Source organism: Thermovenabulum gondwanense, assembly GCF_001601575.1.
GTDB classification, from domain to species: Bacteria; Bacillota; Thermosediminibacteria; order Thermosediminibacterales; family Thermosediminibacteraceae; genus Thermovenabulum; species Thermovenabulum gondwanense.
In genome coordinates this window covers 1-21,453 of record NZ_LOHZ01000023.1, presented here as the reverse complement: position 1 = coordinate 21,453, position 21,453 = coordinate 1, and the positions used below count along the sequence as shown (strand labels likewise).

21 protein-coding genes and 1 pseudogene are annotated in these 21,453 nt (G+C 39.2%); 19 read left to right on the top strand and 3 right to left on the bottom strand.

Annotated features, from left to right (window positions below):
* Positions 1–22: 22 nt before the first annotated feature.
* From ATZ99_RS03565 to ATZ99_RS12365, 4 genes and pseudogenes are all read left to right on the top strand, one after another.
* Positions 23–1,474, top strand: coding sequence for a Na+/H+ antiporter NhaC family protein (locus ATZ99_RS03565; RefSeq protein ID WP_068747872.1), 1,452 nt, complete (start codon positions 23–25; stop codon positions 1,472–1,474).
* A gap of 69 nt (positions 1,475–1,543) precedes the next feature.
* Positions 1,544–1,867, top strand: a complete 324-nt coding sequence (ortA, locus tag ATZ99_RS03560; protein ID WP_068747871.1) for a 2-amino-4-oxopentanoate thiolase subunit OrtA — start codon at positions 1,544–1,546, stop codon at positions 1,865–1,867.
* Positions 1,860–3,275 (top strand): 2-amino-4-oxopentanoate thiolase subunit OrtB, encoded by a 1,416-nt coding sequence (gene ortB, locus ATZ99_RS03555; protein WP_068747870.1) that lies wholly within the window; start codon positions 1,860–1,862, stop codon positions 3,273–3,275. Before ortA ends, ortB begins: the two co-directional genes overlap by 8 nt.
* 336 nt (positions 3,276–3,611) lie before the next feature.
* Positions 3,612–4,564 (top strand): annotated as a pseudogene (locus ATZ99_RS12365) (sodium/glutamate symporter).
* 134 nt (positions 4,565–4,698) lie between these two features.
* On the opposite strand, the gene ATZ99_RS03540 reads toward ATZ99_RS12365, so the two are convergent.
* On the bottom strand, positions 4,699–6,087 hold the full coding sequence (locus tag ATZ99_RS03540; RefSeq protein WP_222927064.1) for an ATP-binding protein: 1,389 nt from the start codon (positions 6,085–6,087) through the stop codon (positions 4,699–4,701).
* 135 nt (positions 6,088–6,222) lie between these two features.
* Here ATZ99_RS03540 and ATZ99_RS03535 point away from each other — a divergent pair, with 135 nt between their 5' ends.
* The 6 genes from ATZ99_RS03535 to ATZ99_RS03510 all read left to right on the top strand — a co-directional run bounded on the left by ATZ99_RS03535 (position 6,223) and on the right by ATZ99_RS03510 (position 9,804).
* Complete coding sequence (locus ATZ99_RS03535; protein WP_068747866.1) at positions 6,223–6,615, top strand: HEPN domain-containing protein; 393 nt, start codon at positions 6,223–6,225, stop codon at positions 6,613–6,615.
* A complete protein-coding gene (locus ATZ99_RS03530; RefSeq protein ID WP_068747865.1) occupies positions 6,569–6,928 on the top strand; it encodes a nucleotidyltransferase domain-containing protein in 360 nt (119 codons plus the stop codon). Before ATZ99_RS03535 ends, ATZ99_RS03530 begins: the two co-directional genes overlap by 47 nt.
* Before the next feature lie 291 nt (positions 6,929–7,219).
* The gene (gene gap / locus ATZ99_RS03525) at positions 7,220–8,260 is read left to right on the top strand and encodes a type I glyceraldehyde-3-phosphate dehydrogenase (protein ID WP_068747864.1); all 1,041 of its coding nucleotides are present in this window, start codon (positions 7,220–7,222) and stop codon (positions 8,258–8,260) included.
* A gap of 143 nt (positions 8,261–8,403) precedes the next feature.
* Positions 8,404–8,784: a helix-turn-helix transcriptional regulator gene (locus ATZ99_RS03520; protein WP_068747863.1), complete on the top strand. Its 381-nt coding sequence runs from the start codon at positions 8,404–8,406 to the stop codon at positions 8,782–8,784.
* A 4-nt stretch (positions 8,785–8,788) separates the two neighbouring features.
* Positions 8,789–9,268 carry a permease gene (locus tag ATZ99_RS03515; RefSeq protein ID WP_068748029.1) on the top strand — a complete coding sequence of 160 codons (480 nt, stop codon included), beginning with the start codon at positions 8,789–8,791 and terminating at the stop codon, positions 9,266–9,268.
* Positions 9,265–9,804, top strand: coding sequence for a permease (locus tag ATZ99_RS03510; protein ID WP_068747862.1), 540 nt, complete (start codon positions 9,265–9,267; stop codon positions 9,802–9,804). Before ATZ99_RS03515 ends, ATZ99_RS03510 begins: the two co-directional genes overlap by 4 nt.
* A gap of 5 nt (positions 9,805–9,809) precedes the next feature.
* Here ATZ99_RS03510 and ATZ99_RS03505 read toward each other — a convergent pair whose 3' ends face one another.
* Positions 9,810–11,438, bottom strand: a complete 1,629-nt coding sequence (locus ATZ99_RS03505; RefSeq protein ID WP_068747861.1) for an HD domain-containing phosphohydrolase — start codon at positions 11,436–11,438, stop codon at positions 9,810–9,812.
* Positions 11,439–11,663: 225 nt separating this feature from the next.
* Between ATZ99_RS03505 and ATZ99_RS03500 the strand changes: the two genes are divergently transcribed.
* On the top strand, positions 11,664–13,676 hold the full coding sequence (locus ATZ99_RS03500) for a methyl-accepting chemotaxis protein (protein ID WP_068747860.1): 2,013 nt from the start codon (positions 11,664–11,666) through the stop codon (positions 13,674–13,676).
* 22 nt (positions 13,677–13,698) lie between these two features.
* Here the strand turns inward: ATZ99_RS03500 and ATZ99_RS03495 are convergent, their stop codons facing one another.
* Positions 13,699–14,655, bottom strand: coding sequence for an aldo/keto reductase (locus tag ATZ99_RS03495; protein WP_068747859.1), 957 nt, complete (start codon positions 14,653–14,655; stop codon positions 13,699–13,701).
* A 213-nt stretch (positions 14,656–14,868) separates the two neighbouring features.
* On the opposite strand from ATZ99_RS03495, the gene ATZ99_RS03490 reads away from it, so the two are divergent.
* The 8 genes from ATZ99_RS03490 to ATZ99_RS03455 all read left to right on the top strand — a co-directional run bounded on the left by ATZ99_RS03490 (position 14,869) and on the right by ATZ99_RS03455 (position 21,313).
* Positions 14,869–15,711 (top strand): PRD domain-containing protein, encoded by an 843-nt coding sequence (locus ATZ99_RS03490; protein WP_068747858.1) that lies wholly within the window; start codon positions 14,869–14,871, stop codon positions 15,709–15,711.
* Between the two features lie 208 nt (positions 15,712–15,919).
* Positions 15,920–17,296, top strand: coding sequence for an N-acetylglucosamine-specific PTS transporter subunit IIBC (nagE, locus tag ATZ99_RS03485; protein WP_068747857.1), 1,377 nt, complete (start codon positions 15,920–15,922; stop codon positions 17,294–17,296).
* Between the two features lie 18 nt (positions 17,297–17,314).
* Positions 17,315–17,812 carry a PTS sugar transporter subunit IIA gene (locus tag ATZ99_RS03480; protein ID WP_068747856.1) on the top strand — a complete coding sequence of 166 codons (498 nt, stop codon included), beginning with the start codon at positions 17,315–17,317 and terminating at the stop codon, positions 17,810–17,812.
* Entirely contained in the window at positions 17,809–18,759 is a 951-nt protein-coding gene (locus tag ATZ99_RS03475) for a DUF7916 family protein (RefSeq protein WP_068747855.1), read from the top strand. The genes ATZ99_RS03480 and ATZ99_RS03475 overlap by 4 nt, the downstream gene beginning before the upstream one ends.
* Before the next feature lie 63 nt (positions 18,760–18,822).
* The gene (galE, locus tag ATZ99_RS03470; RefSeq protein ID WP_068747854.1) at positions 18,823–19,806 is read left to right on the top strand and encodes a UDP-glucose 4-epimerase GalE; all 984 of its coding nucleotides are present in this window, start codon (positions 18,823–18,825) and stop codon (positions 19,804–19,806) included.
* Positions 19,807–19,903: 97 nt separating this feature from the next.
* Positions 19,904–20,359, top strand: a complete 456-nt coding sequence (locus ATZ99_RS03465) for a hypothetical protein (protein WP_157074698.1) — start codon at positions 19,904–19,906, stop codon at positions 20,357–20,359.
* A gap of 24 nt (positions 20,360–20,383) precedes the next feature.
* Entirely contained in the window at positions 20,384–20,851 is a 468-nt protein-coding gene (locus tag ATZ99_RS03460) for a hypothetical protein (RefSeq protein ID WP_068747852.1), read from the top strand.
* Positions 20,852–20,866: 15 nt separating this feature from the next.
* Positions 20,867–21,313: a hypothetical protein gene (locus tag ATZ99_RS03455; protein WP_068747851.1), complete on the top strand. Its 447-nt coding sequence runs from the start codon at positions 20,867–20,869 to the stop codon at positions 21,311–21,313.
* Positions 21,314–21,453 lie beyond the last annotated feature (140 nt).

The window sequence follows — 21,453 nt, the reverse complement described above, 5'->3', positions numbered from 1 at the left end:
AAACAAAAGGAGGGGCTAAAAATTGTCTAACGGGCCAAAAAAACTGGAATTTTATGGTGGTGAGTGGGTCTCTTTTCTTCCCTTTGCCGTTTTTATCGCATTAATTATTCTTACAACCTTTGTTTTTGGTTCGATTTCCGATGGTGCTCTATGGGTGCCTGCTTTCACAGCATTAGTGGTAGCGTTTTTCTTTGCAAAGGACAAGTTTCTTTATGCCGAGACAATAATTAACGGTATGGCAAGCAAAGAAGCAATAATTCCTGTTGTGTGCTGGATTTTTGCTGGTGTGTTTTCAAGGATACTTAGAGCCTCCGGTTTGGCAGCTGGAATTGCAGGCCTTGCTGCTTCAATGGGTATCAGCGGTACACTTTTTATAGTTATATCCTTTATAGCTTCTGCTTTATTTGCAACTGCATCCGGTACCGGATTTGGTACTATAGCGGCAGGAATGGGAGTGCTCTATCCTGCAGGAATTGCTCTTGGAGCGCATCCGGGCCTGTTGGCCGGAGCAATAGTTTCCGGTGGAGCTTTTGGTGACAACTTAGCTCCCGTTTCTGACACAACAATATGTTCGGCAACATCCCAGGGAGTCGATGTTCCTGGCGTGGTGCGCTCGCGTTTTAAATATGCCGCTGCAGCAGGAATCTTAACAATAATAGGTATAATTATAATCGGTATGGGATATTCCGGACAAGGACAGGTCGGAGCGGTTCAGAACATTTCATATAATCCCAACACTTTATTCATGCTTATCCCCGTTGCGATAACGGTGTGGATTGCAATAAAAACAGGAGATATTATAATTGCTACTACTATAGGTTCGGTTATTGCAGGGGCTACAGCAGTTGCCGCAGGATTAATTGATTTTATACAAATTGACCCGGGGCAAGATGTAGTTAAAGATGCTCTTATAAAGGTTACGGGCTCCGGTCTTGACAGAACTGTGGGCGGTGTTATCTATACCGGTATTAACAGCATGATTCAGGTTAGCGTACTTGCACTTTTGCTCTTTGGTTCCATAGCCATTATGAGAGCAGGTCATGGTGATGTAAAACTTCTAAATGCCCTTGAAAAGGTAGCAAAAGGACCGATTGGCACTGAAATAGTTATATCGATAATGGTAATTATACTGTCTTCCCTTATGGGACTTAACGCCCCGGCCATACTTGCAGTAGGTGCATCTTTTGCTAAACCTCTTTCACAAAAATATGGTATAAGTCCTTATAGAACGGCAAACCTTCTTGATGCTACCTCCTGTACACTGGTTTACTCGTTGCCGTGGACGCCGGCTGTTATATTTACAATAGGATTTGCAAGGGATAGTGCACATCCTCTTGCAGCGTTAGATGTAACTCCGTATGTGTTGTACGCCTATGCAATGTTAGCTGTAATGTTTATAAGTATAATTTTTGGAATAGGAAGATACGATAATATGGAAAAAGCAAAGGGAAATAAAGCGATTAAAACAGCTTAAGACGGAAAAACTCTCCTCTATTTTGCGGGGAGAGTTTTTCTGATAAATTTTGCAAAGGGGGTAAAAGAATTGGAGGCTAAAAAGGGAATGTGGGTAGAAATAGAAAATACTGTTTTGACACCTGAGGAGAGGGCACCTCATCTGCCGGAAGATACAAAGAGGGTTCCATTGAAAATGTGGGTCAGGGGATTTTTGATTGACGAACAAGCCAGAATTGGCGACGAAGTGATGATAAAGACCTTGACTGATAGACTTGTTAAAGGAACCCTTGTCGAGGTGAATCCCAGGCATATTCATGATTTTGGAAATTGTGTAGAAGAGCTTTTGATCTCAGGATACAATGTAAAAAAAGAGCTTTCAGAGGTTGTGAAGGGGGCAGGGGATAATGAATAAATCCTATCAAGCGGTTATGGGCAGAAAAAATGAAATAATGAAAAAATCTGTAGGTATAGATTACAAAGTATTAGAGTATGGGAGAATTTCCTTTGACTACGAAGGGCTGATGAAAAATGTCCCTTATGACCTCGAAGATATTGCAAAAATTCAATCGGAAACCAAGGTTGGTAAAACACCGCTTTTCGAACTGAAAAATTTAACGGCTCTTGTGAGAAAATATGCTCCCAAAGGTAAGGGCGCAAGGATCTTTATAAAAGATGAAGCGGCAAACTGTTCGGGATCTTTTAAGGACAGAAGAGCGTCCTTATCCGTATACCATGCTAAAAAGATTGGTTTTAAAGGTGTTATAGCTGCAACTTCAGGAAATTACGGTGCTACGGTAGCAGCTCAGGCTGCCCAAAGGGGAATAAAATGTATAGTTGTGCAAGAAGTATACGATTCTAGGAAAGTTGGGCAGCCGGAAATCCTTGAGAAGGCGAGAAAATGTGAGGCATATGGTGCCGAAGTTGTTCAGCTTACTGTAGGGCCCGAGCTTTTTTATGTATTCTTGACCCTTCTTGAAGAAACCGGGTATTTTAACGCTTCCCTATATACCCCTTACAGTATAGCAGGTATTGAGACCTTAGGTTACGAGGTAGCTGCTGAGATTAAGGAAAGGGAAGGGAAATTTCCCGATGCGGTAGTGATCACACATGCGGGTGGAGGAAATGTAACGGGGACGGCAAGGGGTGTATTAAAAGCAGGAGCGAAGGATACTAAGATTATAGGAGCTTCTGTGGATTTGACCGGTCTTCATATGGCATCCGATAATGATTTTAATAAAAAGTCATTTACCACCGGGCATACGGGATTTGGCGTGCCTTTTGCCGTTTGGCCCGATAGGTCTGATGTGCCGAGAAATGCGGCAAGGCCTTTAAGGTACCTTGATAGATATGTTACAGTAACTCAAGGAGAGGTATTTTATACTACTGAACTTTTAGCTCAACTGGAGGGGCTGGAAAGAGGGCCTGCTGGCAATACTTCGCTTGCTGCGGCAATTGCCTTGGCAAAAGAAATGGATGAAGATCAAATTATCGTAGTGCAGGAGACCGAATATACAGGAGCGGGGAAGCACCCCCTTGCGCAGCTTAGTTTTGCAAGGGAAAACGGGATTGAAGTAAAAATCGGAAACCCTGAAGAAAACATCCCGGGGAAGACGATAGTAATACCCGAGAACTTAGGGCAGATGGGGTATAAGGAAATCGACCTTGATGATCTCAGGAAATCCTATATAAAAAATGCAGTGAATACCTATAATGTAAAGGAAGTAGAAGACGTAGACGTAGAATTTTTAGCTGAGGATATAAAGTGGACAAAAGAAAATGTTGCAAAAACATTAAAGGAATTTGGAGTGAAAGTAATGTAAATTGATTAATTATAAATATTAGCTTTGATTATAAAAGTATAAATATTGTAAAGAAAGTCCGCCCATAAAAGTGGGCTTTTTTTTATGTGCGCGACATGCTAACGATCTAAAACTTCAGTTTAATTTTTGAAGGAATTATTTTTGAAAAATAGAAGATATATTTATATATAACTTTCAATAACGGAGGAAAATTTGGTGGGTGGATATAAATTTAAAAGCTTTTTTCTTTTTAGTTTGCTTTTATTAATTATATTATATGGAATCTGTTTTTTTGATTGTACTGCTAAAGCGGATGAACAGGGTTTTAGCTTTGATACCACTCTCCAGTCGCCATTGATGATAGCATTTTTTACTACGGTAGGACTTGCGGGAAGTCTGGGACTTGTTAAAAAGGGCGGCAAAACCCTTATAGTGTATCTGGTTGGATGTTGGATACTGGCAATTTCGCAATACTTGATAGGATCTACAGTAGCCAAATTTACTGGGATACATCCTGTCTTAGGCGTAATGGCTGGGGCAGTTTCGCTGGAAGGAGGTCACGGAGCGGCATCGGCATTTGGCCCTACTGTAGAAAATATGGGTGTTAATGGAGCATTTGTCGTTGCTATTGCCTCAGCGACTTACGGATTAATAGCAGGAGGACTCTTGGGTGGACCTCTCGCAAAGTGGTTAATAGAGCGCTTTAATCTTGAAATCAAAACTGACGAGGAAGAAGGAATTTCTTATGAAATTGACAAAGGTGAATCCGAACCCGTCACGAGCAACAGCCTAATTAACATGTCGGGCCTAATATTGGTTATTATGGTACTGGGAGAGTTGATAGCAGGATATATTAAAAACATTACCAATTTTGTACTTCCAGGCTATATTGGCGCAATGTTCATTGCGGTGATATTCAGGAATATAAACGATGTTTTGAAATTAGTAATATTAAATGGAATACGGTAGATGTTATTTCTGACTTTTCTTTGGGGATCTTCCTTTCAATGGCCATGATGTCCTTAAAAATCTGGGAGCTTGCTTCATTAGCACTGCCTCTAGTAATAATCCTTGTGGTTCAAACTATATTTATCTTACTTTATGCAGCATTTTTGCTATTCCCCTTGATTGGTAGAAATTACGATGCAGCAGTAATGTGTTCTGGTTTAGTAGGTCACGGTTTAGGAGCTACGCCGAATGCATTAGCAAATATGAATGCGGTTTGCGAAAGATATGGGGTTGTATCTAAAAAGGCTTTCTTAATTGTGCCCCCTTGCGGTGCAGCTCTTATTGCCCTTGTTAGTTATTAGAATTAGGGAATTATTTGATCAATTTGCTTTGTAAAAAATAGCCCGCTTTGGCGGGCTATTAAACTACTTTAAAAAAGTATGAATAATCCCTTTGGCTTTTTCCGAATCTTCTGAGGGGGTGAATGAAATAAATTTTAATTAATATCATCTATTGTAAAAAGATGTATATTCTTATTTTCCTTGGCGTAATCGATAAAATCTTTTGTGAAACCGCTTTTTGAGAAAAAGGCAAAATGAGTATTAAAGTTTATTATGTTTTTGCCGTTTATTTTAATTTTTTTTGCCTTTTCTTTTAAGTGAAAAAATAATTCAAGGCTTACGGGTTTTACGGTAAATTTACATTCTCCTACCAGGTAATTTTTATCTTCTTGGTTAATACCAACTATGTCTATTTCTTCATCCCCGTCCCACCATTTGCCTATTTTAGAGAATACAAAAGGGGACTTATAAAGTAAATATTGTCTGCAAATTTCTTCAAAAACCAGTGATACATGGTTTTCATAAAACCTTTCTTTTATCATTTTTAACACATAATCTGTTTTATCTATTTCCAAATAGGACTTATAAGGAAATACAAATTTAAACCAAAAATTAAGAAAATTATCTTTTATATAATATAAGCCTTTTTTATTTTTTTCTGGATTTTCTTCAGTTACAGGGACAATTCTTTCGACAATATCCAATTTTTGGAGAGTATCCAGGTATTTTGATATGGACGATACCGGAAGGGAAAGTGTCGATGCTATTTTACCTATTTTGTGATTACCGAGGGCAATTGTTTTTAATATAGAAAAATAAGTAATATTTTTTTCCACTTCTTTTTCCAGTAAAAATTCAGCTTCTTCGTAAAAAAAACTTCCTTTTTTCAGGATGTTTTCCGATATTGCAGAAAATAGATCCGGACTTTTGACATCAAACATCTCAATATATTTAGGTGTTCCACCGGTTATGCTGTATAAAAGAATATTTTTTTCATTATTTTCCTGATTATATAGTAACTTGGCTTCAAAAAAGTTAAGGGGATCTAATTTTATTTGAGCCGTCCTTCGCCCAAACAGAGGGCTATTGTAGGATAATGTTAGGTCTTCCATCATGCTTATATAGGAGCCGCAAAGTATAAGCATAATATTTTTTTTACTTAATATTTCATCCCAAATTTTCTGAAAAATACTGGTTACCGCTTTATTAACGAAAGCCAAGTATTGAAATTCATCTATTACTAATATTAATTTATCTTTGGTATCTGGAATTAGTTGAAAAATTTTTTCCCAGTTTTTTAATGTTATATCTTTGAAAAGGTCTAAATTAAAATATTCGACGATTTTCCATTGAAAGTTTTTCATGTTTTCTTCTTCTATTTCTTCGGTTGCAAGGAAGTATAAAGAAGGCTTATTTTTTATAAATTCTTTTATAAGGGAAGTTTTTCCCACCCTTCTTCGGCCATAGATTATTACAAAAGATGTCCCTTCCCTTTTATATTCTCTTTCAAGAAGCTCTAACTCCCTTTCCCTTCCAACAAACATAATTTCACCTCAAAATATTATTCTATATATAATTATACCCAAAATTATTATAATTTAAAGTATAGTCCTGTGCATTGACCCATTTAACTTTAAAATGGTAAAATTATACTGATAATAATAATTGGAGTGGATATTATGCCCAATCGAGCAAAAGATTGGTACAAACAGGCTCTAAAAGATTTAGAGCATGCAAAATTTTCAAGGGAAAATAAAGATCATGAGTGGGCATGTTTTGCAGCTCATCAGGCAGCAGAAAAAGCTTTAAAAGCCTTGCATTTACATTTAGGGCAGGAGGCATGGGGGCATGTTCTTTCAAGGCTTTTGAAAGATTTACCCGAAAGTATCCCGGTAAGTGAAGAGTTAATAGCAAAGGCAAAGGTGCTTGATAATTTTTATATACCGGCGAGGTATCCTGATAGTCACCCGGAAGGTGCGCCTTTTGAACATTATAGTTTTTTGCAAAGTGAGGAGGCTGTAAAATATGCCGGTGAGATCCTTGAATTCGTCCGTACTCAAATGGCCCGATGAAAAAAGTGTGGTTAATTCATTAAAGGAATGGGTAGAAGAGATTGCAAAAAGCCAGCGAGATATAAAAAAAGTAGGATATTTTGGTTCTTACTCTCGAGGCGATTGGGGAGTAGGAAGCGATTTGGATGTTATTATAGTTATGAAAAATACCGCAATTCCTTTTGATAAGCGATCAGAAAAATGGGATTTAAGCAAAATACCTGTTCCGGTTGATTTGCTGATATATACCGAGGACGAAATTGAAAAAATGAAAAACAGCAATGCGAAATTTTATAAAATTGTAGAGGAAGAAATAAAATGGATATATCCTTGAGCTTTTCTGACCCTCTGATAGTTGAGGAAGAAGATGTAGTAAAAAGTATCCAAATAGCCGAAAGGATTATGAACTAATAGATTCTATAATTGAATAGAAAAATCAAGAAACCCGCATCTGCGGGTTTTTTATTTTTGAGATTATGTTCCTTAATATATCATAAAAATAAAAAAATTCATATATATCGTAACACATTATAATGATAAATAAAATATAATATAGCACAATAGATTAATATATGATATAATATTTTCGTTTATAAGAATACATTGTACAAGGAGGTTACTTTTAATGAAGATAAAGGTTGCTATAAATGGTTTCGGAAGGATTGGTAAAAATGCTTTAAGAATCTGGCTGGAAGGAAAAGCAAAGGATGTGGAAATAGTAGCAATAAACAGCACCAGCGGGCCGAGGCCTCATGCCCACCTTTTTAAATACGATTCCATTTACGGAATCTACCCGGGAACGGTAGATGCCTCTGATGACAGGCTGATTATAGATGGGAAGGAAATTCCGTTTTTCGCCGAAAAGGACCCGGAGAAATTGCCCTGGAAGGAACTTGATGTGGATGTGGTCCTTGAATCCACCGGCAAGATAAAAAATAGAAGCGATGCACAAAAGCATTTGAAAGCCGGCGCAAAAAGGGTGATTATCACAGCTCCGGCGGATGATGCTGACAGGACAATAGTAATGGGGGTGAACGAAAAGGATTTTGACCCTGCAAAAGATTACATAATTTCCAATGCTTCTTGCACCACTAATTGCTTAGCACCCATTGTAAAGGTCCTTGACGAAAATTTTAATATTATCAACGGCTCCATGGTTACAGTTCATTCCTATACCGCTGATCAGAACCTGGTGGATAAACCTCATAAGGATTTAAGGAGAGCCCGGGCTGCTGCCATGTCGATCATTCCCACCACCACTGGTGCGGCAAAGGCCATAGGTCTTGTGATTCCTCGCTTAAAAGGAAGGCTAAACGGATGCGCTTACAGAGTGCCAACTTCTGCGGTTTCCATAATAGATTTTACCGCGAGCGTGGAAATTCCGACTGCAAAGGAAGAAGTAAATAAAGCCTTTAAAAAAGCAGCGGAAGGAAAACTAAAAGGGATTCTGGATTATATAGAGGAGCCTCTCGTTTCCACCGATTTTGTCAAAAACCCGCATTCTTCTATTGTAGATGGGCTTTCTACAATGGTGATAGACAATAAGCTTGTTAAGGTGGTCGCCTGGTATGATAACGAATACGGCTACACCATGAGGGCGCTGGAACTTGCGCAGTTAGTGGGAAAATACATCGTTGAATGTAAAAATAATGAGGTAATGGTATAATAAATGATAAAAACCGCTTTTAGGATATAAAACCTGAAGGCGGTTTTTTTAATCTTCTTGAAAATTTATATTTTTAAGGTATAATTAAGTTAAACATATATATGTTATAGACATATATATGAAAATATAAGTGGGGTGAAATTATGTGCGATGAAGAAAGGCACCATGAAAAACGAGGATGTCCCGGCTTCAAACTGGAAAGATTCATGATGCCCTGCCTTTTGCTGTTATTAAAGGAAAGACCTTCCCACGGTTATGAATTGATGGAAAGGCTTTTGGACTTTGGCTTTAACGAATGTATTGACCCCGGTGCGGTATACAGGAACTTAAGGAGGATGGAAGAAGAAGGGCTTATAATCTCCGAATGGGATACTGAAGGCAAGGGCCCTGCCAAAAGACTTTACAAACTTACCGATGAGGGTGAGGAAGTCCTTTTTACCTGGGCTGAACACGTTAAAAGGCAGATAAAACGGATGGAATATTTTTTAAAGCGTTTTGATGAAAATTTCGGTGAAGGAAGGTGAAATATTGTTTACGGTAGTTATGTACATCCTTGCTGTAATATTTCTGATTGTTTCCTTTTTTAAAGACAGGAAAAAAACGAAAATGGCTCTTAAAAAAGCATGGAAATCCTTTGAAAATATTTTGCCCGCCTTTGCGGGAGTGCTCGCTTTAATAGGGCTTGTTTTGACTGTGCTTACTCCGGATATCATTTCAAAGATAATTGGTGCCAATACGGGTTTTTTGGGAATGTTTTTAACATCAATTATTGGTTCTATAACCCTGATACCCGGATTTGTTGCCTTTCCCCTCGCTGCTTCCCTTCTTCAAAAGGGAGCCGGTGTTATGCAGATAGCGGTGTTTATTTCTACATTAATGATGGTGGGGTTTGTAACATTGCCCCTTGAAATAAGCTATTTCGGGAAAAGGGTTGCATTTTTGAGGAATGTCTTAAGTTATATATTTTCCTTTATCGTAGCATTAATAATAGGGATGGTGGTAAGATGAATTTCATAAAAAAATACGCATTGTTTATATTTATAATGATTATTGATATTGCTATTTTTATCATGGATAAAAAACTCGGTACAAAGATTTTTATAAGCACTAAAAACAACTTTTTAAATATGTTAGCCGTGATACCGCCAATATTCCTTCTTCTGGGTCTTCTCGATACCTGGGTACCCAGAGAGACTATTATAAAACTCCTTGGAGAGGGGTCGGGAATAAAGGGAATAATGCTCAGCATATTCTTAGGCTCCGCTGCCGCAGGGCCCCTTTACGGTGCCTTTCCGGTTGCGGAGGTAATGATGAAAAAAGGTGCAAAGTTTTCCAATATATTGATATTTTTAGGTGCATGGTCAACCCTTAAAATTCCCATGTTTTTGTTTGAAATGACCTCTCTTGGAAGCAAATTTGCCGTGACAAGATGGATTGTAGATGTGGTGGGGATAATATTAATCGCCGCTTTTATAGATAGGATTATAAGCGATGAGGAGAAAACGAGGATTTATGAAAAATATGAAAGTAACAGGCAGGCTTAAAAAGCCTACCTTTCTTCTTCTTCCATCACTTGCTTAAATACCTCGAAAATTTTCTCGTCAAACTTTTTCCCCACATCCTGTTCCATTATATTTAGCGCTTCTTCTTTTGTGTATGCTTTTCGGTAGGGCCTGTCCGTCGTAAGGGCATCGAATACGTCTGCGACTGAAATTATTTTTGACTCCAAGGGAATATCTTCTCCTTTGATGCCTTTGGGATAGCCCGTGCCATCAATGTTTTCGTGGTGGTAAAGGACGATTTTTGCAATGTGCTCGAAGGTCTGGTTCTCGTTTAATATATGAAAGCCATAAGCGGTGTGTAATTTTATTATCTCATATTCATCCCTGGAAAGTTTACCGGTTTTGTTTAATATGTTTTCAGGGATGATTATCTTGCCTATGTCGTGTAAAAGTCCTGCTATTTTAAGATTTTCCCGAGCGGAAAGTGAAATTCCGAGCTTTTCGCCTATTTTTACGGCTATTTTACTTACCCTTTCAGCATGGCCTTTGGTGTAAAGGTCTTTTAATTCTACTATTGAGACAAGCATTTTTATAGTGTCTTCAAATTGCCTTTTTTCTGATTCGTAAAGGGATAGGAGCCTTTTTCTTTGTGCCTCCAGCACCGCTATTTTTTCCCTGAGTTCCTTTGAGAGAATATCGATTACCATAGAGACCCTTTCAAAAGGGTTTTTGACATTTTGGGCAATTATTCCCGAGATGCGTCCAGTGCTATTTATAGATAAACTTTTCAAAGCGAAATCTTCGAGATTTTGAAACTGCCTGGCAAAATATGAAGAAAAGGAAATGGCAAACAATACTCCTGACGAAAAGATAAATATGCAAAAGATTATAAAGAAAAGGAAGAAATTGCGGTATATGGTTCGTAAAACTCCCAGGTTGAAATAAGAGATAAATCGCCCCAAAGGATGACCCCAAATGTCAAAAACAGGGATTTCTCTTTTTAAAAAACCTTTTATTAATGGAGGATGCTCTTTATCTTCATTGCAGAAAATTAAAGGGGATTCAATATATGAATTTATCTTTCCAAGAAAATTTTCATTAATTTCACGCCCTATCAGCAGTATTCCCATGGGAGGTTTAGAAAAATCTCTGTCGTCGAGGATGGGAGAAATCCCGAAGGCGTAAATATAATTGTTTAACTTTATATATCCTGATTTTATAGCGGCATCCAACCCGACAATTTTTAAATCTTCCAAGGTTTTCTTAAAAAGGACCTCTATTTCTTTATTTTGAAGAAGGGAATCAACGGAATAAGGCTGATCGGAATAAAAATCAAAGGGGTTTTTATTTAAATCCACTGCCAGTATTAACGAAAGGTTGTAGGGTTCATCAGGGAGGTAACCGCTGTAGTTTCTTTTAATGTATTCTAAATCTCTTATTTGAAAGGCTTCGTACATATCGCTCCAGACCGAATAATCCCGGGCGGTTATTTTTAAATCTTCCAGGTTTTTGCCGATGATTTTTTCTAAATTTTTTTGGGTTTCAACCAAATGATAATTGGTAATTGCCCTTTCATATCCGGGGATAAGTATTTTTACAACGTATAAAAACATAAAAAACATGGGTAATATGCATAAAATGACGGTTGAAATTATATAAAACCTTTTGAAATTCACCTTATCACCGCCGCTTATAAGTAAAAAATAGCTTTTATATAATTCTATATATTATGACAAATATCCTTCAAATTTTATGTAGAAAAACTAAAATGTTGATTTTTTGTCGAATTTTGTAATATAATTATTACATATTAAAAAATAACAAAATTAGTTAAATTTTAACAAAAAAACGAACCCAAATATTGTATATAATTCACAAAAAGATTTAGTTGGAGGGATATTATGGACATAAGAAAACAAATAACAGTACCCGTTGCGATTATCGTTATACTTTCAACGGTGATACTTACGGCAATTTCCTATCAATTTACTAAAAATATGGTGTCAGGGCAGATGGATGAATTTGCCACGCAGAAAGTACAGGAAGTGGAGAATTATGTAAAAGATCAGGATGAAAGAATAAAGGAATTGAAGAAAGAATTGAACGAACTTTATATTACCAAAGCACGGACGTTGGCCCTTATTATCGCTGAAAAACCGGAAATTATTAACTCCCGGGAAAAGCTTATTAATCTGGCAAAGAGCATGGATGTGGAAGAAATCCATGTAATTGATTCAGATGGGATTTTAAAATGGGGAACTGTACCGGAGTTTTACGGTTTTGATTTTAATACTTCGGAACAGACTAAACCTTTTTTACAGGGTTTAAGAGATAAAAATTTTGAGCTGGCTCAGGAGCCCCAGCAGAGGGGAACAGATAAGGTGCTTTTTCAGTACATAGGAGTATCCCGTATAGATAAGCCTGGAATAGTTCAGATTGGGGTAAAGCCCGAGCGATTGCAAAAAGAACTTGAAAAGGCTGATATAAAGAAAGTATCGGAAATTTACAGATTTGGCAAAAACGGATTTATTTTGGTTGTGGATAAAAATACCCGTGTTATCCTAAGCCACAGAGATTCTAATATGGTTGGTAAAAACCTCGATGAACTTTACTGGGGCAAACAATTAACAGGGGAAGAAGGAAGGTTTAAATATAATTACGATAATGCCCTTTATTTTATGAGGTACAAAACTTCGGGAAGGTATATAATTGGCGCTACGGTACCTGTAAGTGATTTTACCGGGGTTCTGCAGGGTATGCTTTTTAGCTCGTTAATTTATACTGTATTAATGATTTTGCTTTCAGTTATTCTGCTTTCCTTTGTAGTAAAAAGGATTTCAAACCCTCTTAAACTTGCGGTGCAAAGGTTAAAAAGCGTAGCAAGAGGAGAGCTAAACTTTGATGTAGATAAAAGGTACCTTAATAGAGAAGATGAAATAGGCGATATTGCCAGAGCGATGAATGAGATGAAAAGTTCCCTCGGATATCTTATCGGTAACCTATCTCAAAGGGCCAAAGAGCTTGCCTCTCACTCGGAAAGTCTTTCGGCGGTTTCTGAAGAAATGGCAGCTTCTTCCCAGGAAGTAGCAAAAACCATTCAACAGGTAGCGGAAGGAGCTACCTCTCAAGCCAATGACCTGATGGAAATAGTGAAACTTATGGATATTTTAAGTAATAACATCGAAAATGCTTTTAAAGAATTAAGCAGCGTAAAGTACGAAACCGAAAACACTTACGGTAAGGCGGACCTCGGAAAAAAGGAAATGGAAAAATTAATAAAAACTATAGAGGATGTAAAAAATGCTTTTAAAGTGGTTACACAAAAAATCGATGCTCTGACAAACAGCATAAAGGGCATAGAATCTTTTACCGGGACTATTAGCGAAATTTCTGCACAAACAAATCTTCTTGCACTGAATGCTGCAATTGAAGCAGCAAGAGCGGGAGAAGCAGGCAAGGGTTTTGCGGTAGTAGCGGAAGAAGTGAGAAAACTTGCAGAAGAAGCGAGAAAATCCACGGAGGAAATAAATAAACTGGTGGGTGCAGTTCAAAAGGAAACGCAAGAAGTTATTACAACCGTAAAGAATGTGGATGACTTTATCGAGGTACAGACAAATTCGGTTAATAGTACGGTACAATCATTTAATGAAATTTTGGAATCAGCTTTGAAAGTAGCTCCTCTGATTGAGAGAGTTTATGAAGCTATGAACAGCATAACAAGGTCCAAGGATGATGTTCTCGATAAGGTGGAAAAAGTAGGCACCGTGGCGGAAGAAAATTCTGCAGCATCGGAAGAAGTTTCCGCATCTTCCGAGGAACTTTCTGCTTCTTCGGAAGAAGTGGCGGCATCTGCTCAAACCTTAAATTCCATTGCAAATGACTTAATTGAAAATGTAAAGAAGTTTAAAATATAAAAAGGCGGATAAAACCGCCTTTTTATATTACCCTTATGGCAAATTCCCTGCAGGCTGAAGTGCAGTAACCGCAGGTTAGGCATTTTTCCTGAACGATATAGGCCTTTTTTCTTTCTTCGTCGAATTCCATGGCCATTCCCGGACATACCGCTACGCAGGACCTGCACCCTTTGCAGAGGACATCTACTACCGAATACCTTTTGGAATACCCGGAGAGGGATGGGGTTCTTTTTTCGTCAAATAGACCGTTAAAGTAGTCCACGTTAAAGTCCACTTCTTCCTTGCTCACCATTCCGATCGCTATAGAATGGTAACCCTCGATGCTCCTGGCAAATTTAAGGGATTCGTTAAATTCGTTGATCATTATTCCGCCGCCCAGGACCTTCATCAGCATAACGCCTTTTCCTTTTTGATTGCATAGTTTTATTGCCTCGATCATTTCTCCAACCGTGCCCTGAAGGATGCCTATCCCCTTTTTATTCACTATGGGGAAGACCACATCGATATCATCCCTTAAAGCAGCAAGTTCCACTACTTTGACATTGTGGGTGGAAATTCCTACTGCCTTAATTATACCCTTCTTTTTGTAATCCAGAAGACATTCTAAGGCTCCTTTTCTGACTTCGAATACATCGGTCTCAGCTCTTGCGGCATGTAAAAAGAAAATATCTATGTATTTTCTATCAAGCTTTTCTAAGGCCTCCTTCACAGCATTATCCATTTCTTCATAAGTAGAGGCGGTGGACTTGGTGGAAATTACAGGCTCAATTCCGGTTTGTTTTATGGCTTCTCTTATAGGGTCGTAGGTCCTGTACATTTGAGCGGTATCGATAAAATTAATGCCCTTCTTCAAAGCATGGGCTATCACTTCGGTGCATTCCTTAACATCCATGTTTTTCTGCAGTGGGCCCATTGGCAGGGCTCCGAAACAAAGTTCCGTAACTTCCAAACCCGTATTTCCAAGTATATTCTTCTTCATCTCTTTGCCACCTTCCATTACAGAATTGTATATTATGATATTTTATTTATATATTCTATTTTTTCAAGGTATTTCCTTTTAAAATAAAATATTTTCTTAAGGAAAATATTTCTGAGTCTAAGGTATTTGTAAAAATACATTGAGGAAAGGGTAATAAAAAAGTATAATGAAAATTGATTGGAAAATGTTATCTAAAAAACAAGGTGTGGTGATATGGGCTTTAAAATACTCAAGGTATTGAATAACAACGCAGTTATGGCAAAAGACGAAGAAAAGGATAGGGAAGCGGTGTTGCTGGGAAAGGGAATAGGATTTGAAAAGAAAGCCGGAGAAGAGATTACAGAAGAAAAGATTGAGAAAATATTTTATTTTTACGACAGGGGGGAATTTAAAAAATACGAAGAGCTTTCGGAAAGAGTGGATAAGAGGGTCCTTGAAGTGGTGCAGGAAATTATAAAGATGATTTCCGAAAGCAGCTGCGAGCCTTTGAGTGACCATATCCACGTAGCCCTGACGGACCACATTAATTTCACATTGCACAGACTTTCGTTGAAATTAGAGGTAAAAAATCCATTTTTAAATGAAATTAGAGTTTTATACCCGAAGGAATATGGCATAGCCCTGATAGCTTTGGAGATGATAAAAAAAAGACTGGGAGTAAGCGTCCCGGAAGATGAGGCGGGATTCATAGCAATGCATATTCACGCTGCTATGGTTAACGCAAAATTATCAAAGACGGTAAGATATGCTAACATGATTGAGGATATGGTGGAGATTATAGAAAAAATGTTACAAATTAAAATAAATAAGGAAGATATAAATTATGGTAGGCTGGTTGTACATCTCAGGTTTGTGCTGGAAAGGGCGGATAAGGGAAATTTCATCAAAAATCCGCTTTTGAAATCGGTTAAAAGAAATTTCAAAAAAAGTTTTCAGGTGGCCGGGAAAATATGTAAATATATAGAAGAAAAATTCAACGTAAAAGTTCCCGAGGACGAACTTGCCTATATCGCTTTGCATATCGAGAGGATAAAGGAAGAAAATCAACAAAAATGAAAATTTATGGTAAATATTGCAATATTTCCAAATTACTGTTATAATTTAAATTGAAAACCGGCGTGTTACCGAAAGAACGGGCAAGAGCCGGGAAAGGATTTATATTCCTTTCCCGGCTCTTTTAATTTTACAAAGGGGGTGAAAGGAAAGTTTTAGAGTTTTATATTTTGCAGTATACTTTATTTTAATTTATCGAGGGGGGTTTTTGATGAACGATAAGCTTGGAAGTCTGCAAAAGCTCGGGAGAGCACTAATGGCTCCGGTAGCTGTACTGCCGGCAGCGGCTTTACTTTTGAGGCTTGGAGCACCCGATGTCTTTAATATTCCGGTAATGATGGCGGGAGGCCAGGCGGTTTTTGACAACCTTCCCATGATTTTTGCTCTGGGAGTTTCAATGGGTCTTGCGGAAGGAGCAGGAGCAGCTGCTTTAGCCGGAGGTGTAGGATACTACGTATTGACCAGCGTACTCGGGGCTATCAATAAGGATATTAACATGGGAGTTTTGGGTGGTATAATTACTGGTGTCGTAGCAGCATATTTATATAACAGGTATAAAGATATAAAACTTCCAGATTTTTTGGGATTTTTCGGAGGAAAAAGGTTCGTACCAATAGTTACTGCCGCAGCCATGCTCATCCTTGGAATCATATTTGGATTTATCTGGCCACCGGTTCAGAAGGGGATTTATGCTGCCGGTCAGTGGATAATCGGTGCGGGCGCCCTTGGGGTTTTTGTATACGGCATTTTAAACCGGTTTTTAATACCTTTTGGACTGCATCATGTGGTAAACAGCCTTGTATGGTTTGTGTTTGGTCAGTATACAAATGCACAGGGACAGGTTATTACAGGAGACCTTCACAGGTTCTTTGCCGGAGATCCTACGGCGGGTATTTTTATGACGGGATTTTTCCCCATATTTATGTTCGGCCTTCCCGCAGCCTGTCTTGCAATGCTTCATGAAGCAAAGGAATCTCAAAGAAAAGCTGTGAGCGGTGTCCTGATCAGCGCTGCTTTAACTTCGCTACTTACGGGGATCACCGAACCCATAGAATTTGCCTTTATGTTTCTGGCACCGGTGTTGTACCTTATTCACGCGGTGTTGACAGGACTTTCCTTAGCTTTGACTTATATAATGGGGTTGAAACACGGGTTTGGATTTTCTGCAGGGCTTATAGATTATGTGTTGAACTATGGTCTTGCGACAAAACCATTGATGCTGATTCCCATAGGTGTTATATATGGTATTGCATATTACGCTATTTTCAGGTATTTTATAAGAAAATATGATTTACCCACTCCCGGGAGGATAGAAGGAGAAGCTACGGGAAGCGCAAAAGAGGTGAGGATCGGAGAAAGGGCAAGGATGATTTTAAATGGTATCGGAGGAAAGGAAAATATTAATGCTCTCGATGCTTGTATAACCAGGATAAGGGTTACCTTAAAAGATGAGAGTAAAATTGATGAGGACATAATAAAAAGCGCAGGAGCCACTGGTTTAATGAAGCTCGGAGGAGGAAATATTCAAATAGTTGTGGGTACCGATGCGGAGTTAATTGTTGAAGAAATGAGGAATGCAATGCGGTAGACTACGAGGAGGCATATTATGTTTTTTAATATTTTTAAAGAAAAAAAAGAAGCAAAAAACGAAAAATTACTGGTATTTGCACCATTAACCGGAAGGGTTTTGGGTATTGAAATGGTTCCCGATGAGGTTTTTTCGAAAAAAATGTTGGGAGATGGTATTGCCTTAGAACCGTCAGAAGGGGAGCTCGTCTCCCCTTTTGACGGCAGGGTAAAACAGGTTTTTTCCACCGGGCATGCCATTGTACTGGAATCTATGGGGATTCCTCTGCTGATACACGTGGGAATGGATACCGTAAATTTAAAAGGGGAAGGATTTATACTTTACGCGAGGGAAGGGGAAAATGTAAAAAAAGGGCAGGTTCTTTTGAGATTCGACAGGGAATTTATAAAGAAAAAGGGATTTAGTCTTGTTACACCCATTATTGTGCCGGATGTAAAAGGCGCGGAAAGGATTATTAAGACGGAACTGGAAGAGGTAAAAAGGGGAGAAAACGTGATTTTAGAGGTGATCCTATGAAAAGGATTTTTGAACTTGCATTTAACGATTTTTTTAACATGAAAAAGAGGGAAATCCTTGAAACCATAAGACATTCGGAAGGCAGAACGGTGGTGGCGGAGTGTGTGATATCGTGCCCGCCATTAATTTACGGTGTGAGCAATGCTGAACTTGCTGCCTCCTTTGGAGCGGATATGATAACATTAAACACCTTTGATTTTGAAAAGCCCTTTATTTTCGGCATAGACGATGAAGGAACATCGCTTTCCGAAACGGAGAATTTTATCAAGAATTATTTTAAAAAAATTGAAGAAAACAGGGTCAACGCCGATTACATAAAAAAAGTAAAAAGTATAACAGGCAGGTTCATAGGCGTAAATTTGGAGCCTGTGCCCGAAAGCGTTAAAAATTTCCCTAAAGGTAGAAGGGTATCAAAGGAGAATCTGGAAAAAGCAAGATTTTACGGATTTGATTATGTGGTAATAGCTGCCAATCCTAATACGGGTGTTTCATCCGAAGATATAGTAAAAAGCCTGGAGTTATGCCGGGAAATTCTCGAGGAGGACATGATCATAATCGCGGGTAAAATGCATGCGGCGGGAAGGGAAAACGTTTTCGACCCTCAGGTGGTAAAAGGGTTTGCGATAAACGGTGCGGATGTGGTATTAATTCCGGCACCCGGCACCGTTCCCGGCATGGATATGGATACGGCAAAAAGGCTAATACGGGAAATCCACAGCGAGGGAGCCCTTGCCATGACCGCCATAGGCACCTCCCAGGAAAGTGCGGGTAGAGAGACCATACGGGATATAGCGATGTTATCAAAGATGGCCGGTGCGGATATACAGCATATAGGCGATGCGGGTTTTTCCGGAATGGCCTTTCCTGAAAATATCATGGAGCTTTCCATAACCATCAGGGGGAAAAGGCACACCTACAGGAGAATGGGATATTCCTCGAGAAAGTAAAGAAATTATTGTAAAAATATGTTAAAATGATTTTAAAGAAAATAGTTTCAAGGGAGAGGTGTTATGGCAAGGGTTTTTGTGACCGGAGGAGCGGGGTACATTGGGAGCCATGCGGTTAAACTCCTAGGGGAAAAGGGTTTTGAAGTGGCGGTTTTCGATAATCTTTCTACCGGTAATTCTTCTTCTGTGCTTTACGGCATGCTGATTAAAGGGGATATTTTGGACTACGAAACTCTAAAGAAAGCTATGATGGATTTCAAGCCCGATGCGGTAATGCATTTTGCAGCAAAGATCATTGTCCCTGAGTCGGTAGAAAAACCGCTTTTATACTATGAGAACAATACGGCAGGGGCCATAAATGTTTTAAAAGCTATGCGGGAAACCGGAGTTAAAAACTTTATTTTTTCTTCTACCGCAGCCGTTTACGGTCAACCGGAAAAAATGCCAATAAAAGAGGATTTTCCCCTTTCCCCTATTAATCCCTACGGCAGATCCAAGGCTTTTGTAGAAACCATTCTGAAGGACCTTTCTTTTGCCGGGGATTTTAGCTACGTATCTTTAAGGTATTTCAATGTAGCGGGTGCGGATCCGGAGGGAAAAATAGGAGAAACAAAAAAGGACGCTACCCATCTTATCACCATGTGCGTGAGAACCGCCTGCGGTAAAAGGGATAAACTTTTTGTCTTCGGCACGGATTACCCCACTAAGGACGGTACCTGTATTAGGGATTACATTCATGTCATGGACTTAGCGGAGGCTCATATAAAGGCTTTGGATTACCTTTTAGAAGGCGGCAAAAGTGAGATTTTAAACTGCGGATACGGCAGGGGTTTTTCGGTTTTAGAGGTGGTAAACGAAGCAAAAAAAGTGACGGGGATAGACTTTCCTGTGGAATACAGGGAAAGAAGACCCGGTGATCCTGCCCGGCTGGTGGCAGACGCCGAAAAGATAAAGAGGGTGTTAAACTGGGTTCCCAAATACGATGATTTATCCTTTATTATTAAAACGGCTTTCGAATGGGAGAAAAAATTAGGCTCGCAAAGCTAAGGCTTTACGGGCCTTAATTTTTTCCTAATGTAACAACAAAATTCATAGGAAAATATTATATAATGCAATAAAAATTAAGGGGAAAGGGGAGTTAATTTTGTTTACGCACGATTACGTTCGTATGACGGAGTTTCAATTCAGCGAACCTGTATCCATTCCCGTAACCGCTCCTTTGAGCCTTTTGAATGCGACGCTGGCCCAGGCTACGATAAAAATAAATAATATAAAGGACAGGGTGCTTATAAGCGCTACCGTAGGATGGTTTAATAATTTTTACAGTCCCGGTGTGGTAGGGGCTACCTTTACAATAAGGCGAAACGGCATACCCATTGCCTCCGTGGTCCAAACGGTATCAAACCCATGCCACAAGGCAAACAGCGTTTATAATGTGGCCAGAATCCTTTTTGTGGATAAACCGCTGGCGGAAGTCTTATCCGCGGGGAGCAGCGGTTCTGCCGGGATTCAGGTCACCTATACCCTTACTTCCGATGCCACCGAACACACTGCATTTACCGCAGGGCCGATTACCCTTACTCTTGCGGAAATTGAATAATACCGAATGGAAAGGAGATTGAAAATGACCGAGAATAACGGAAGTCAACAGGGATTTATTGAAAAGGGGATATTAACGGATTTTCAGGTAAGCGAGCCCGCATCTACTTTTGGAAGCATCGTTCCACCGGTTTCAATAGCTTCCAACCCCAATTTTTCGAATCTGGCAACGGTAAGCATAGAAATAGATGATCTGACGGATAAAGTATGGCTTAATGCTTCGGTAGGTCTTGTGGCACAGTTTTCTAATGCCCATACCGTAGATGTGACCCTTCAAATCCTTAGAGGAACTACCTTAATTTATCAGACGGTCAAGAGCCTTTCCTCCACTTCTTCCGGTACCGTACGGGATACCGTTTATTTGGAGCACGTAGATACCACACCGCTGACGGGAAGCCCTTCAGCAGTTAATTATACTCTCAGGGCTCAGGCTAATGATTCCATTGTAACTACCAGCGGGCCGATAACCTTTACGGCTGCCGAGATTGAATAGAGAGGGGTTAAAAGAATGGTGGAAAAGGGAATTTTAACCGGGTTTTCTTTCAGGGAAAGTTTTATAACACCTCTTTTTATAATTAATACTCCCGTATTGCTTGCAGAAATGAATTTGAGGATTGACGATGCAGAAGATAGAGTGTGGCTCAATGGGATGGTGAACTGGGCGGTAGTTGCCCCTGAAGCAGCCGGCACCGTGGATTTACTTTTTGAAATACTGCGGGAAAACACCCTCATTTATTCCATCGCCCAAAGTGCTTCTTATTATCCTGGAGGGGTACTGCTTTTAAATGCACAATTGCAGCACGTGGACGATAATCCCCTTGCCGGAGGCGGCGTAATACCTGCACCGGTGAGATACCAGCTGAGAGTTACACCCTTATCAGTTCCTTCGGGGGTCCAAGTGGCAACGGTCTCTCAAACCTTTGTAGCTTCCGAATTAAAAGCCACGGAGCTGTAAAAGTTGCGGAGTAGATAGTGTAAAATATTTTTAGGTCGAAAAGGAGGAAAAAGCAGAAAAAATGTAGAAAAAAGACCTCACCATCCTCCCAAAGGATGAGTTAAAAAACTCAACAGGAAGGTGAGGTCTTTATGGAAATA